The 13,928-nt window shown below is 61.7% G+C and carries 10 protein-coding genes and 1 pseudogene; 10 read left to right on the forward strand and 1 reads right to left on the reverse strand.

The features are described from left to right. Position 1 precedes the first annotated feature (1 nt). From HA46_RS00210 to HA46_RS00240, 7 genes are all read left to right on the forward strand, one after another. A complete protein-coding gene (locus HA46_RS00210; protein WP_033789524.1) occupies positions 2 to 370 on the forward strand; it encodes a YcfL family putative periplasmic lipoprotein in 369 nt (122 codons plus the stop codon). Between the two features lie 10 nt (positions 371 to 380). Next, complete coding sequence (lpoB, locus tag HA46_RS00215; RefSeq protein WP_033789526.1) at positions 381 to 986, forward strand: penicillin-binding protein activator LpoB; 606 nt, start codon at positions 381 to 383, stop codon at positions 984 to 986. Next, positions 970 to 1,785, forward strand: a complete 816-nt coding sequence (gene thiK, locus HA46_RS00220) for a thiamine kinase (RefSeq protein ID WP_033789528.1) — start codon at positions 970 to 972, stop codon at positions 1,783 to 1,785. Before lpoB ends, thiK begins: the two co-directional genes overlap by 17 nt. 35 nt (positions 1,786 to 1,820) lie before the next feature. Beyond that, the gene (gene nagZ / locus HA46_RS00225; protein WP_084881841.1) at positions 1,821 to 2,864 is read left to right on the forward strand and encodes a beta-N-acetylhexosaminidase; all 1,044 of its coding nucleotides are present in this window, start codon (positions 1,821 to 1,823) and stop codon (positions 2,862 to 2,864) included. 36 nt (positions 2,865 to 2,900) lie between these two features. Continuing rightward, positions 2,901 to 3,443: an alpha/beta hydrolase YcfP gene (ycfP, locus tag HA46_RS00230; protein ID WP_084881842.1), complete on the forward strand. Its 543-nt coding sequence runs from the start codon at positions 2,901 to 2,903 to the stop codon at positions 3,441 to 3,443. A gap of 210 nt (positions 3,444 to 3,653) precedes the next feature. Continuing rightward, on the forward strand, positions 3,654 to 4,958 hold the full coding sequence (locus tag HA46_RS00235) for an NAD(P)/FAD-dependent oxidoreductase (RefSeq protein WP_143807561.1): 1,305 nt from the start codon (positions 3,654 to 3,656) through the stop codon (positions 4,956 to 4,958). 293 nt (positions 4,959 to 5,251) lie between these two features. Further along, on the forward strand, positions 5,252 to 5,794 hold the full coding sequence (locus HA46_RS00240) for a glycine zipper 2TM domain-containing protein (protein WP_033750889.1): 543 nt from the start codon (positions 5,252 to 5,254) through the stop codon (positions 5,792 to 5,794). Positions 5,795 to 5,902: 108 nt separating this feature from the next. Here the strand turns inward: HA46_RS00240 and putA are convergent, their stop codons facing one another. Next, complete coding sequence (putA, locus tag HA46_RS00245; RefSeq protein WP_084881844.1) at positions 5,903 to 9,853, reverse strand: trifunctional transcriptional regulator/proline dehydrogenase/L-glutamate gamma-semialdehyde dehydrogenase; 3,951 nt, start codon at positions 9,851 to 9,853, stop codon at positions 5,903 to 5,905. A gap of 451 nt (positions 9,854 to 10,304) precedes the next feature. Here putA and putP point away from each other — a divergent pair. The 3 genes and pseudogenes from putP (at position 10,305) to efeO (ending at position 13,928) form a co-directional block, all read left to right on the forward strand. Next, positions 10,305 to 11,790: pseudogene (gene putP, locus HA46_RS00250) on the forward strand (sodium/proline symporter PutP). A gap of 178 nt (positions 11,791 to 11,968) precedes the next feature. After that, positions 11,969 to 12,802, forward strand: coding sequence for an iron uptake transporter permease EfeU (gene efeU, locus HA46_RS00255; RefSeq protein WP_033789535.1), 834 nt, complete (start codon positions 11,969 to 11,971; stop codon positions 12,800 to 12,802). 4 nt (positions 12,803 to 12,806) lie between these two features. After that, the gene (gene efeO / locus HA46_RS00260; RefSeq protein WP_084881845.1) at positions 12,807 to 13,928 is read left to right on the forward strand and encodes an iron uptake system protein EfeO; all 1,122 of its coding nucleotides are present in this window, start codon (positions 12,807 to 12,809) and stop codon (positions 13,926 to 13,928) included.

Here is a 13,928-nt window from a genome sequence, read left to right on the forward strand (position 1 = left end):
TATGCGTCAATGGCTGACAGGCCTGCCGCTCCTGCTGACTCTGGCAGGCTGCAGCAGCGATAAACCAATGATCGACACGTCGCAGTCGCTGGTGATGGAGTCCTCTGTGCTCTCTGCCGGCATCATCACCGACGAGCCGGTGGTGGACGAGGAAGATGGGCAGCAGCGCGCGCGCAGCGTGCTCTATAATCAGCGCGAGACGCCGGTAGTGATCCACTATCGTTATTACTGGTACGACGACAAAGGGCTGGAAATTATGCCGGGCGAACCGGCGCAGCGGGTCACCGTTCCGGCGCACGGCAGCATTGTCGCCGCTTCCCAAATGGGCAACCTGACGGCCAGCAAGGTTCGTCTCTACCTTTATCTCTGAGGATTGTTAAGTGATTCGCCGACTCCCTCGTTCCGGAGCGCTCCTGATGGCGCTCATTCTTTCCGGCTGCGTAATTAAACAGCAGCAGCCTGCGCCCGTTGAACCGACGCAGCCCGCCGAACCCACCCAGCCGCAGCCCGTGCCGCAGCCGCAGCCGGTGCCGGAGCCGACGCAGCCTGTGCCGCAGCCGCCGAAGCTGAAAACCATTAACTGGGACGCCAGCGTGCAGCCGCTGGTGGCGCAGATGCTGCGTTCCGCCAACGGCGTCGCGCCGGGCAGCGTGCTGATGGTCGATCGCATTAAAAACAGCACCAACGGCGCGTTGCAAAGCGAAAAAGCCACCGACGCGATTCAAAACGCGCTGGCCAACAACGGCAAGTTTACGCTGGTGACCAACGATCAGCTGGCGCAGGCTAAGCAGACGCTGGGCCTGTCGCCGGACGACAGCCTGAACTCGCGCAGCAAGGCCATTGGCCTGGCCCGCACCCTGAACGCGCAGTATGTGCTTTACAGTACGGCGCAGGGCGACGTGAAAACCCCGACGCTGCAAATGCAGCTGATGCTGGTGCAGACCGGCGAGATCGTCTGGTCAGGCAAAGGTGTCGCCCAGAATTGATCCCTCGCTGCTGGCGCGCATAGAAAAGCGGCTGCCGGGCGTCGCGCTGGAGAGGGCTGTGCCGCTTCAGGGGCTCACCGGACACAGCTGTAAACTGGAAAGCGCGCAGGGCGCGTTTATCGCGCGCCCTGCGCCGCAGCCGCCGATCCCCTTTGTCGATCGCCAGCGCGAAGCCCGCCTGCTGCGCAAACTCTATCCCAGCGGCCTGACGCCGCGCCCGTTGCTCGGCGACGCGCAATTGCTGCTGCTGGCATGGCGCGCGGGCGAACCGCTGTCGCCACAGACGTTTCACCAGCGGCGCGACGAGGTGGTGGCGCTGCTGCTGCGGCTGCATCGGCAGCCGCAGACGGGCTATCGCCTGCAGCTGCTGCCGCTGCTGCAGCGCTACTGGCAGCTTTGCCGACAGCGGCATTCGGGCTGGCAGCGCGCCCTGCGTCGGCTGGCGCGTGCGGGCGAACCCGCGCCGCTGCGGCTGGCGCCGCTGCATATGGATGTCCATGCCGGCAACCTGATTGCAGGCGCGGAAGGGCTGCACCTGATCGACTGGGAGTATGCCGCCGATGGCGACGTGGCGCTGGAGCTGGCGGCGCTGTGCGCCGCCGATCCCGAGCGGGCTGAGAGCTGGCTGGCGGCCTATGCCGAGGCGGCGCGCCTGCCATTAGCGGCGCTGACGCGGCAGGTTGCGCGCTGGCAGCCCTGGCTGCGGCTGCTGATGGCCAGCTGGTATCAGCTGCGCGCCGAGCAGAGCGATGAGGCGGAACTGCGCCAGCTGGCGCGGCAGAGCTGGCAAACCCTTTAATTCGCGCGGCGAGAGCGCCGCGCCAGGAACAGATTATGACGACACAACTTCCCGGCCCGCTGATGCTGGATGTCGAAAGTTTTGAACTGGACGCCGAAGAGCGCGAGATCCTGCGGCATCCTACCGTCGGCGGCGTGATCCTTTTCGCGCGCAACTACCACGATCCGGCGCAGCTGGCTGAACTGGTGCGCCAGATCCGCAGCGCGTCGCGCTCGCGGCTGGTGGTCGCGGTCGACCAGGAGGGCGGACGCGTCCAGCGCTTCCGCGACGGCTTTACCACGCTGCCCGCGATGCAGTCTTTCGCGGCGCTGCACGATGCGCAAAGCGGCGGCGAGCTGGCGCAGCAGGCAGGCTGGCAGATGGCAGCGGAGATGATCGCCATGGATATCGACATCAGCTTCGCGCCGGTGCTGGACCTCGGCCATATCAGCGCGGCGATCGGCGACCGCTCCTTCCATGAAGATCCGCAGATTGCGCTGGCGATGGCGCGCCGCTTTATCGCCGGCATGCATGAAGCCGGCATGAAAACCACCGGCAAGCACTTCCCGGGCCACGGCGCGGTTAGCGCCGACTCGCACAAAGAGACGCCGCGCGACCCGCGCGATCTGGAGACGCTGCGTCGTCACGACATGGCAATTTTCCAGGCGCTTTTCGACGAAGGCGCGCTGGATGCGGTTATGCCGGCGCACGTTATCTATACTGAAGTCGATCCGCTGCCCGCCAGCGGTTCGCCTTACTGGCTGAAGAGGGTGCTGCGGGAAGAGCTGGGCTTTGACGGCGTCATCTTCTCTGACGATCTGTCGATGGAAGGCGCCGCGATTATGGGCAGCTATGCCGAGCGCGCGCAGCAGTCGCTGTCGGCCGGGTGCGACATGATCCTGGTCTGCAACCACCGCGCAGGCGCGATCAGCGTGCTGGATAATTTGATCGCGATCGGCGCCGAGCGCGTGCCGCGGCTGTACCATCGGGGAACCTTCACCCGTCAGAGCCTGCAGCAGAGCACGCGCTGGAGGCAGAACGCGCAGCAGCTCAGCAACCTGCAGGCGCGCTGGCTGGAACACAAAGCGTCAGGGATGTAATCTCTCCTCCCGGCGCGCACAGCGCTGAGGAGTGTCATGATTATCTATCTGCACGGTTTCGATTCCAACAGTCCGGGCAACCATGAAAAGGTGCTGCAGCTGCAGTTTATCGATCCTGACGTCAGGATGATCGGCTACAGCACCCGCCACCCTAAACACGATATGCAGTTCCTGCTGAAAGAGACCGACAAGCTGCTGACGCGCGGCGGCGGCGTCCAGCCGCTGATATGCGGCGTCGGGCTGGGCGGCTACTGGGCGGAGCGCATCGGCTTTCTCTGCGGCATCCGTCAGGCGATTTTCAATCCCAATCTCTTTCCCTCTGAAAATATGGAGGGAAAAATCGACCGGCCGGAAGAGTATCTCGACATCGCCACCAAATGCGTCAGCGACTTTCGCGAAAAGAACCGCGATCGCTGTCTGGTTTTTCTGTCGCGCCGCGACGAGGCCCTGGACAGCCAGCGCAGCGCAGAGATCCTGCACCCGTTCTACGAAATTGTCTGGGATGAGAGCGAAGGCCATAAGTTCAGGAACATCTCACCGCATCTTCAACGGATTAACGCTTTTAAAACATTAGGTTAAGCATGGGGGCGCCAGCCAGGCGCCCGCATGCTTTACGTAATAATCCGAGTTATCCGCCGAGTAATTGATGTAAATCAATTTTGGTATGACCATCTTCCCTGCCCATGCTATTCTGCCGTTAGCAGCGATTTTAACTTCGCCAACCCTATGTTTATTAAGGTTTAATTTAACCATTGATTAACTATTGGTTCACATTTTGAGGGGGTCTTGTTGACTACATCCATGAAAAAAATCGTTATTGTCGGTGGCGGCGCGGGCGGGCTGGAGATGGCAACGCAGCTCGGTCACAAGCTGGGCCGCAGGAAAAAGGCCGAGATTATTCTTGTGGATCGCAACCACAGCCACCTGTGGAAGCCGCTGCTGCACGAAGTGGCGACCGGATCGATGGACGAAGGCATCGACGCGCTGAGCTATCTGGCGCATGCGCGCAATCATGGCTTTCAGTTCCAGCTCGGTTCGCTGACCAACATCAATCGCGAGCGCAAAACCATCGAGCTGGCTGAGATGCGCGACGACAACGGCGAAGTGCTGGTGCCGCAGCGCGAGGTGGCCTACGACACCCTGGTGATGGCGCTTGGCAGCACCTCGAACGATTTCGGCACGCCGGGCGTAAAAGATCACTGCATCTTCCTCGACAACCCACACCAGGCGCAGCGTTTCCACAATGAGATGCTGAACCAGTTCCTGAAATTCTCCGCCAGCGAAGGCCGGCTGGAGAAGGTCAATATCGCTATCGTCGGCGGCGGGGCGACCGGCGTCGAGCTGTCAGCCGAGCTGCACAACGCGGTCAAACAGCTGCACAGCTACGGCTATAAAGGTTTGAGCAGCCAGGCGCTCAACGTGACGCTGGTGGAGGCGGGCGAGCGTATTCTGCCTGCGCTGCCGCCGCGCATCTCTGCCGCGGCGCACAGCGAGCTGACCAGGCTGGGCGTACGGGTGCTAACGCAAACAATGGTAACCAGCGCCGATAAAAACGGCCTGCACACCAAAGGCGGCGAATTTATCGAGGCGGATCTGATGGTATGGGCGGCGGGTATTAAAGCGCCGGACTTCCTGAAAGAAATTGGCGGGCTGGAGACCAACCGCATTAACCAGCTGGTGGTGAAAGAGACGCTGCAAACCACGCTGGACGATGATATCTACGCCATCGGCGACTGCGCCTCCTGCGCGCTGCCGTCAGGGGGCTTCGTGCCGCCGCGCGCCCAGTCGGCGCACCAGATGGCGTCGCGCGCGATGGAGAATATCCTCGCCCAGCGTAGCGGCAAGCCGCTGAAAGCCTACGTATATAAAGATCACGGCTCGCTGGTGTCGCTGTCGCGCTTCAGTACCGTGGGCAGCCTGATGGGCAACCTGATGCGCGGCTCCATGATGGTAGAGGGCCGCATCGCGCGCTTTGTCTACATCTCTTTATATCGCATGCATCAGGTTGCGCTCCACGGCTATTTCAAGACCGGCCTGATGATGCTGGTAGGCAGCCTTAACCGCGTGATCCGTCCGCGCCTCAAGCTGCACTAATGATTCCCAGGCGGCGCAAGCCGCCTTTTCTTTTCTCAGGCGCTCGTTAAGCCGCTGACACATAACACAAATTAATTAAACTTCCGCCGTCTGCCCTGCTCAGAACTCTCCGAAAAGCTGGCCCTGATCCGCTTCCGGTGCGTTTTCCTCCATTAATCTGATGTTGCAATTTCGGGCCATCTGCAAAACTTCCTGCAACGATACGGCGGGTCGTGCACGCCGTTCTGTGCCATAGCGACAGGGGACATCGTCGCGGCACGCATGCACGGTAACAACTTCAGGAGGACAATCCTGTGAATAAATCAATGTTAGCGGGTATCGGTATCGGCGTTGCAGCAGCTTTGGGTGTGGCCGCCGTTGCCAGCATGGATGTATTTGACCGTGGTCCGCAGTATGCGCAGGTGCTTTCAGCGACGCCAATCAAAGAGAGCATTAAGCAGCCGCGTCAGGAATGTCGCAACGTGACGCTGACCCATCGTCGCGCGGTACAGGATGAGAACCGCATCGCCGGTTCGGTGCTGGGCGCGGTAGCAGGCGGCGTGCTGGGTCATCAGTTCGGCGGCGGACGTGGACGCGATGTGGCGACGGTCGCAGGCGCGCTGGCGGGCGGCTATGCCGGCAACCAGGTGCAGGGCGGTTTGCAGGATCGCGACACCTACACCACCTCAGAGCAGCGCTGCAAAACGGTATACGATAAGCAAGAAAAGATGCTGGGTTATGACGTGACCTATAAAATAGGCGACCAGCAGGGCAAAATCCGCATGGAAAACGACCCTGGCACCCGCATTCCGCTGGACCGTAACGGCCAGCTCATCCTGAACAGCAATCAGGCTTAACTGGGCAAAGATTCCCACACAGCACACACATAGTAAAAAGGCACATCTTGCGATGTGCCTTTTTTTTAGCCTTGCTCTTTGAGGCGTCTTATCCCTCGGCGAGGGTGATCAGCCGATGGTCATCAGGCTGGCGTTGCCGCCGGCCGCCGCGGTGTTGACGCTCAGCGAACGCTCAATCAGCAGACGCTCCAGCAGCAGTTGAGTATCGCCGCGGGCGAAGCCCTGCACCGACACAATCGCGCCGTCGCGCGCCGCGATCTGCTCGCACAGCGTGCGCAGCTGATCGGCGTCGCCGTGGTAGATCACCGCATCGAAGTGGGTGGCGAACAGATCCTTCGCCAGCGCGATGCGCCCCTGTACCGCCTGCGGCAGCGCCTGGCGCAGCTTGCGGTGCAGCTCATCGTCCGGCCAGAGCGCCTGACTGCCGACGCTGGTCACCGCCGCCAGCTGCACCAGCGCGTCCTGCTCGTTGTCGGCGAGGCAGAGCACGCGTTCGCGCGGCAGCAGCGAGAAGGTGTTGCGCTCGCCGGTCGGACCGGTCAGCAGCCGCACGGTGCCCGCCTGCGCCAGCGTGGCGTAGCGCTGACAGATCGCGGCCAGTTCCGGCTTGTCCTGCTGCGCCCAGGCCGTCAGGGCTTTATGCGGCTCCAGCAGCGCCTCGCGCAGCGTGCCGTCCGCCGGGCGTTCGGCATCCTGGCGATCGAAAGTGGCGCTCAGCGCCGTTTCCGGACGGCTGGAGAGCAGGCGGTAGAGATAGAGCGGACCGCCCGCTTTCGGACCGGTACCGGACAGTCCTTCGCCGCCGAACGGCTGCACGCCGACCACGGCGCCCACCATATTGCGGTTAACGTAGAGGTTGCCGACTTTCGCGCTGGCGGTGACCTGCGCGATGGTTTCATCGATGCGGGTATGCACGCCCAGCGTCAGGCCGTAGCCGCCAGCGTTGATCTGGTCGATCAGCTGCGGCAGCGCGTTGCGCGCGAAGCGCACCACGTGCAGCACCGGACCGAAGATCTCTTTGTCGAGGTCGCTGACCTGATCGAGCTCGATCAGCGTCGGCTTGATAAAGGTGCCGCTTTGCCACTCCGCGCGATCCTGCGGATGCTCCTGCACCGCCTGATAAACGGCATTGCCTTTGTTGCGCATCGCCTGAATGTGACGTTCGATATTGGCCTTCGCCTCGGCGTCGATTACCGGGCCGATATCGGTAGAGAGGCGCTCCGGATTGCCCATGCGGCATTCGGCCATCGCGCCGCGCAGCATTTTCAGCGTGTGATCCGCCACATCCTCCTGGATGCAGAGCAGACGCAGGGCGGAACAGCGCTGTCCGGCGCTGTCGAACGCCGAAGCGAGAATATCGACCACTACCTGTTCGGTGAGCGCGGAAGAGTCGACGATCATCGCGTTAAGCCCGCCGGTTTCGGCGATAAGCGGCGTCGGACGGCCCTGGGGATCGAGGCGGCCGGCCAGGTTGCGCTGCAGCAGCGTCGCTACCGCGGTAGAGCCGGTAAACATGACGCCGCGCACGCGCGCGTCGCGCGTCAGCTGTGCGCCGACGGTTTCGCCGTCGCCCGGGAGCAGCTGCAGCACGCCCGCAGGCACGCCAGCGTCTAGCAGGATGCGCACCGCCTGCGCGGCGATCAGCGGGGTCTGTTCCGCCGGCTTGGCCAACACGCTGTTGCCTGCCGCCAGCGCGGCCGCGATCTGGCCGGTAAAAATTGCCAGCGGGAAGTTCCAGGGGCTGATACAGACCACCGGGCCAAGCGGGCGATGCGTTTCATTATCGAAATCGTCACGCACCATGCCGGCGTAGTAGCGCAGGAAATCGACCGCTTCACGCACTTCGGCGATGGCGTTGTTATAGGTCTTGCCCGCTTCACGCACCAGGATGCCGATCAACTGCTGCATGCCGTCTTCCATATGCTGCGCGGCGCGATCGAGGATCGCCGCGCGCTCGTCCGGCGGCGTCGCGAACCAGATTGGACCGGCGTTCACCGCCGCATCCAGCGCCAGCGACACTTCCGCTTCGCTCGCTTCACGCACCTGACCGACGATATCGCCCGGCGCGGCCGGGTTGATGACCGGGCGGGTTTCGCCGTCGCCCAGCTCGCCGTCGATAATCGGCTGCGCCAGCCAGGGCTGCGCGGCGCTGCTCAGCAGGGCGCTGGAGAGCGACGCCAGACGATGTTCGTTGGCCATATCGATGCCCGCCGAGTTGCTGCGTCCCGCGCCGTAGAGATCGCGCGGCAGCGGGATCCTCGGATGCGGCAGGCCAATCGCCCCTTCGCTCGCGCCCAGTTTTTCCACTGCCGCCACCGGATCGGCCACCAGCTCGTCAATCGGCAGCGTGGTATCGGCGATACGGTTAACGAAAGAGGTATTGGCGCCGTTTTCCAGCAGGCGACGCACCAGATAGGCAAGCAGGGTTTCATGGGTGCCGACCGGCGCATAGATGCGGCACGGACGATTGAGCTTGCCGTCCGCCACTTTGCCGACCACCTGCTCATAGAGCGGTTCGCCCATGCCGTGCAGACACTGGAACTCATACTGGCCAGGATAGTAGTTATTGCCCGCCAGCTGGTAGATAGCCGCCAGCGTATGGGCGTTGTGAGTCGCGAACTGCGGATAGATCAGATTAGGCACCGCCAGCAGCTTGCGCGCGCAGGCGAGGTAAGAGATGTCGGTGTAGACCTTGCGGGTATAGACCGGATAGCCTTCGAGGCCTTCCACCTGAGCGCGTTTGATTTCGCTGTCCCAGTAGGCGCCTTTCACCAGACGGATCATCAGGCGGCGACGGCTGCGCTGCGCCAGATCGATTAGCGCGTCGATCACGAACGGGCAACGCTTCATATAGGCCTGGATCACGAAGCCGATGCCGTTCCAGCCCTCCAGTTCCGGCTCAAAGCAGAGCTTTTCCAGCAGATCGAGCGACAGCTCGAGGCGGTCCGCCTCTTCGGCGTCGATATTGATGCCGATGTCGTAAGAGCGCGCCAGCAGCGTCAGGGATTTCAGGATAGGGTAGAGCTCCTCCATCACGCGATCGTACTGCGCGCGGCTGTAGCGCGGGTGCAGGGCGGAAAGTTTGATAGAGATGCCCGGTCCTTCATAAATGCCGCGCCCGTTGGAGGCTTTGCCGATAGCGTGGATCGCCTGCTGGTAGGAGACCAGGTAGGCTTTGGCGTCGCTGGCGGTCAGCGCCGCTTCGCCCAGCATATCGTAGGAGTAGCGGAAGCCTTTCTCTTCCAGCTTGCGCGCGTTCGCCAGCGCTTCGGCGATGGTTTCGCCGGTGACGAACTGTTCGCCCATCAGGCGCATCGCCATATCGACGCCTTTGCGCACCAGCGGCTCGCCGCTTTTGCCGATAATGCGGTTCAGCGAGCGCGACAGATTGGCTTCGTTGTGCGTAGAGACCAGACGTCCGGTAAACAGCAGACCCCAGGTGGCGGCGTTAACGAACAGCGAAGGGCTGCGGCCAAGATGCGACTGCCAGTTGCCGTTGCTGATTTTGTCGCGGATGAGCGCGTCGCGCGTCGGCTTATCGGGAATGCGCAGCAGCGCTTCCGCCAGGCACATTAGCGCTACGCCTTCCTGAGAGGAGAGCGAGAACTCCTGCAGCAGGCTTTGCACCATGCCGGCGCGTCCGGTTGCCCCTTTCTGGTGCCGCAGCTTGTCGGCGAGGCTGTAGGCGAGCTGATGCGTTTTTTCCGCCAGCGCCGCCGGCAGCCGCGCCTGCTCCAGCAGCATCGGCACCACGTCGGTCTCGGGACGACGCCAGGCGGCGGTAATCGCGGCGCGCGCCACCGACTGCGGCAGAATATGCTCGGCGAAATCGAGGAAGGGCTGATGCGTCTCTTCCGGGGCGATCTCTTCCTGCTCTACCTGCGCGCCCGCCGTCATGGGGATCTCCGGCAGGGCGTCGCCGCTCTCCAGCTGGCCAAGGTAGTTGAAAATTGCCTGCTTAATCAGCCAGTGCGGCGTGCGGTCGATCTTCTGCGCCGCCAGTTTAATGCGTTCGCGGGTGGCTTCATCCAGCTTCACCCCCATCGTTGTCGTGCCCATGACCTGTCTGCTCCTGTCTTTAACGCCTATTCTGCGTGGCCAGCACTATCTCTGATGTTGCAACTTTGTGCAACCGTGTTAAGTGTGACCTGCTTAACAGCCTTTTTAATGATTAATTTGTTAACCCGATAAAAGGCGGCATGAAACTTGCTGCAAGAATCTCGCCACAATTGCGCGGCGCTAACTTACTGCATTAACGACGGTTTACCGGAGTGCAACTGTTGAACTGTGAGCGAGTGCAACCTGTTAGCAAAATTTAGCGTTTAACAGGTGAAATCGCTGTAATGCCTGTGTTAAATCCATTGTGCGCATCGCGCCTTTCCGGCAGGATACCGCGCCTCAGGAAAGAGCAGGCGCCTGAATCTGGAAAAAACCTGCGGCCCCGTCCCGTTCCGACGCGGCCACAGCGTGCGGTTTCTCTCGGGAAATCAACTATAAAGTGGAGAGACGAATGAGTGTAAGCACACCGATGCTGGTGACTTTTGTAATTTATATCCTTGGGATGGTGCTGATAGGCTTCATCGCCTACCGTTCCACCAAAAACTTCGACGATTACATTCTGGGCGGCCGCAGCCTCGGCAGCGTGGTTACCGCGCTGTCAGCGGGCGCCTCCGACATGAGCGGCTGGCTGCTGATGGGGCTGCCGGGCGCGATTTTTCTCTCCGGCATTTCGGAAAGCTGGATCGCCATCGGGCTGACGATCGGCGCCTGGCTGAACTGGAAGATTGTGGCGGGGCGTCTGCGCGTACAGACCGAGCATCATGATAACGCCCTGACGCTGCCCGACTTTTTCACCAGCCGCTTCGAAGATAAAAGCAAAATCCTGCGCGTCATCTCCGCGCTGGTAATCCTGATTTTCTTTACCATCTACTGCGCTTCGGGTGTAGTGGCGGGCGCGCGCCTGTTTGAAAGCACCTTCGGCATGAGCTATGAAACTGCGCTGTGGGCCGGCGCGGCGGCAACTATCCTCTATACCCTGGTGGGCGGCTTCCTGGCAGTCAGCTGGACCGATACCGTGCAGGCGAGCCTGATGATTTTCGCGCTGATCCTGACGCCGATTATCGTGATTGTCGCGGTAGGCGGCCTGGACGACTCGCTGGCGGTCATCGAGGCGAAGAGCATTGAAAAACCTCAATATGCTGAAGGGGCTGGACTTCGTCGCGGTGATTTCGCTGCTGGGCTGGGGCCTCGGCTACTTCGGCCAGCCGCACATCCTGGCGCGCTTTATGGCGGCGGATTCGCATCGCTCGATCCGCACCGCGCGCCGTATCGGCATGGCCTGGATGGTGCTCTGCCTGGCGGGCGCGGTGGGGGTCGGCTTCTTCGGCATCGCCTACTTCCAGAATCACCCGGACCAGGCGGTCAACGTCAGCGGCAACGGCGAACGCGTCTTTATCGAGCTGGCGCGCATTCTGTTCAACCCGTGGATCGCCGGCGTTCTGCTCTCGGCCATTCTGGCGGCGGTGATGTCGACCCTTAGCTGTCAGCTGCTGGTCTGCTCCAGCGCGCTGACCGAAGATCTTTATAAAGGCTTCCTGCGCAAAAACGCCAGCCAGAAAGAGCTGGTGTGGTTTGGCCGCGCCATGGTGCTGCTGGTGGCGCTGATCGCCATCGCACTCGCCTCGAACCCGGATAACCGCGTGCTGGGGCTGGTAAGCTACGCCTGGGCCGGTTTCGGCGCCGCTTTTGGTCCGGTGGTGCTGTTCGGCGTCTGCTGGAAGCGCATGACCCGCAACGGCGCGCTGGCGGGTATGGTTATCGGCGCGGCGACGGTGCTGATCTGGAAACAGTATGGCTGGCTGGGCCTGTACGAAATCATTCCGGGCTTCGCCTTCTCCAGCATCGCGATCGTGCTCTTCAGCCTGCTGGGACGCGAGCCCTCCGCCGCTGCGCAGCAGCGCTTCGATGCCGCCGAGGCGGAATACCTGACCAAATAATTCATTACAACATACAAGCCCGCTTCCCGTAGGGGAGCGGGCTTTTTTGCATTTTCAGGCAGGAAATAATTTCGCCGCATTACTTGTTTTTTCCTCCGCGATAATGATAATCGGTATCGTTCGCATTTTACCTAACTTTACCTGCGATTGACGCTGCTTAACATTCAAGAGGTCGGCGATGTTTGTTCCCTTTCTTATCATGCTGCGCGAAGGCCTGGAAGCGGCGCTGATCGTCAGCCTGATCGCCAGCTATCTGAAGCGTACCGGCCGTACCCGCTGGTTTCCCGCGCTCTGGGCGGGCGTCTTTATCGCGGCGGCGCTCTGCCTGGCGCTCGGCATTATCATTAACCAGACCACCGGCGAATTCCCGCAGAAGCAGCAGGAGCTGTTCGAGGGCATTGTGGCCGTGGTCGCGGTGGCCATCCTGACCTCAATGGTGTTCTGGATGCGCAAAGTGGCGCGCAATATGCGCGTGCAGCTTGAGCAGGCGGTCGATCAGGCGCTCAATCAGAGCGGTCGCGGCGGAGTGGCGCTGGTGCTGATGGTGTTTCTCGCCGTGGCGCGTGAAGGGCTGGAGTCGGTGTTCTTTCTGCTGGCGGCCTTTACCCAGGATGTCGGCTACGCGCCGCCTGTGGGCGCCGTCCTTGGACTGGCGACGGCGGTGGTGCTGGGCATGCTGCTCTACTGGGGCGGCGTGCGCCTGAATATGGCGCACTTCTTCCGCTGGAGCAGCCTGTTTATTCTGTTCGTCGCCGCCGGGCTGGCGGCGGGCGCTGTGCGCGCCTTTCATGAGGCGGGCCTGTGGAACCATTTTCAGACGGTCGCTTTCGACCTGAGCAACGTGCTCTCCACCCACTCGCTGGCGGGCACGCTGCTTGAGGGCGTGCTGGGCTATCAGGAGACGCCGAGCGTCAGCGAAGTGGCGGCCTATTTTCTCTATCTTATTCCGGCGCTGCTGCTGTTTTTACTGCCGGCGCGACCGGCGCGCCAACTCTCGACTAAACAGGGATAACTCTATGATGATTCGCTTTCGCCGCAAAACCCTGCTGGCTTCGCTGCTGGCGCTGACGGGAACCGCCGCGGCCGCCGATATTCCGCAGGTCGCCGTTAGCGTAACGGATACCCAGTGCGAACCGATGCAGTTGACGGTCAAGCCAGGCAAAACCCAGTTCCTGATCAAGAACAACAGCCAGAAAGCGCTGGAGTGGGAGATTTTGAAAGGCGTACTGGTGGTGGAAGAGCGCGAAAATATCGCGCCGGGCTTCAGCCAGAAGCTCACCGCTAACCTTGAGCCAGGCGAGTATGAGATGACCTGCGGCCTGCTGAGCAATCCGAAAGGCAAGCTGACCGTGCAGGGCGAAGCGTCGCCAGCTGCGAAAGCGGGCAAATCCGACGTGCTGGCGCTGGCCGGTCCCATCACCGCCTATAAAGCCTGGGTGACGCAGGAAGTGGCGCAGCTGGCGGCGAGCACCGAAGCATTTACCCATGCGGTGAAAGCGGGCGATATCGAGAAAGCGAGAGCGCTCTATGCGCCGACCCGTCAGCACTATGAGCGTATCGAGCCTATTGCCGAGCTTTTCTCCGATCTCGACGGCAGCATCGACGCGCGCGAAGACGACTACGAGAAAAAAGCGGAAGATCCGAAATTCACCGGTTTCCATCGCCTGGAGAAAGCGCTGTTCAGCGATAACAGCACAAAAGGCATGGAGGGCTACGCCACTCAGCTCAATCGCGACGTGCAGGATCTGCAGACCCGTATCAGCGAGCTGGCGTTCCCGCCGGTGAAAGTGGTCGGCGGCGCCGCCGGCCTTATCGAAGAGATCGCCTCCAGTAAAATCTCCGGCGAAGAAGATCGCTACAGCCGCACCGACCTGTGGGATTTCCAGGCGAACATCGACGGCGCGCAAAAGATTGTCGATCTGCTGCGTCCGCAGCTGCAGCAGGCGAATCCGCAGCTGCTGGCGAAAGTCGACGGCAACTTCAAAAAAGTCGACGCCATTCTGGGCAAGTATCGCGAGGGAGAGGGCTTCTCCTCCTACGAAAAACTCACCAGCGCGGATCGCAATGCGCTGAAAGGTCCGGTTACCGCGCTGGCGGAAGATCTCTCTTTACTGCGCGGTACCTTAGGTCTCGATTGA

The organism is Pantoea septica (assembly GCF_002095575.1).
Taxonomy (GTDB): Bacteria; Pseudomonadota; Gammaproteobacteria; order Enterobacterales; family Enterobacteriaceae; genus Pantoea; species Pantoea septica.

Bases quoted from the DNA above. Each gene is read 5' to 3' on its own strand.
- HA46_RS00210 (WP_033789524.1), top strand. From the start codon at position 2: ATGCGTCAATGGCTGACAGGCCTGCCGCTCCTGCTGACTCTGGCAGGC.
- nagZ (WP_084881841.1), top strand. From the start codon at position 1,821: ATGACGACACAACTTCCCGGCCCGCTGATGCTGGATGTCGAAAGTTTT.
- ycfP (WP_084881842.1), top strand. From the start codon at position 2,901: ATGATTATCTATCTGCACGGTTTCGATTCCAACAGTCCGGGCAACCAT.
- putA (WP_084881844.1), bottom strand. From the start codon at position 9,853: ATGGGCACGACAACGATGGGGGTGAAGCTGGATGAAGCCACCCGCGAA.
- efeU (WP_033789535.1), top strand. From the start codon at position 11,969: ATGTTTGTTCCCTTTCTTATCATGCTGCGCGAAGGCCTGGAAGCGGCG.
- efeO (WP_084881845.1), top strand. From the start codon at position 12,807: ATGATGATTCGCTTTCGCCGCAAAACCCTGCTGGCTTCGCTGCTGGCG.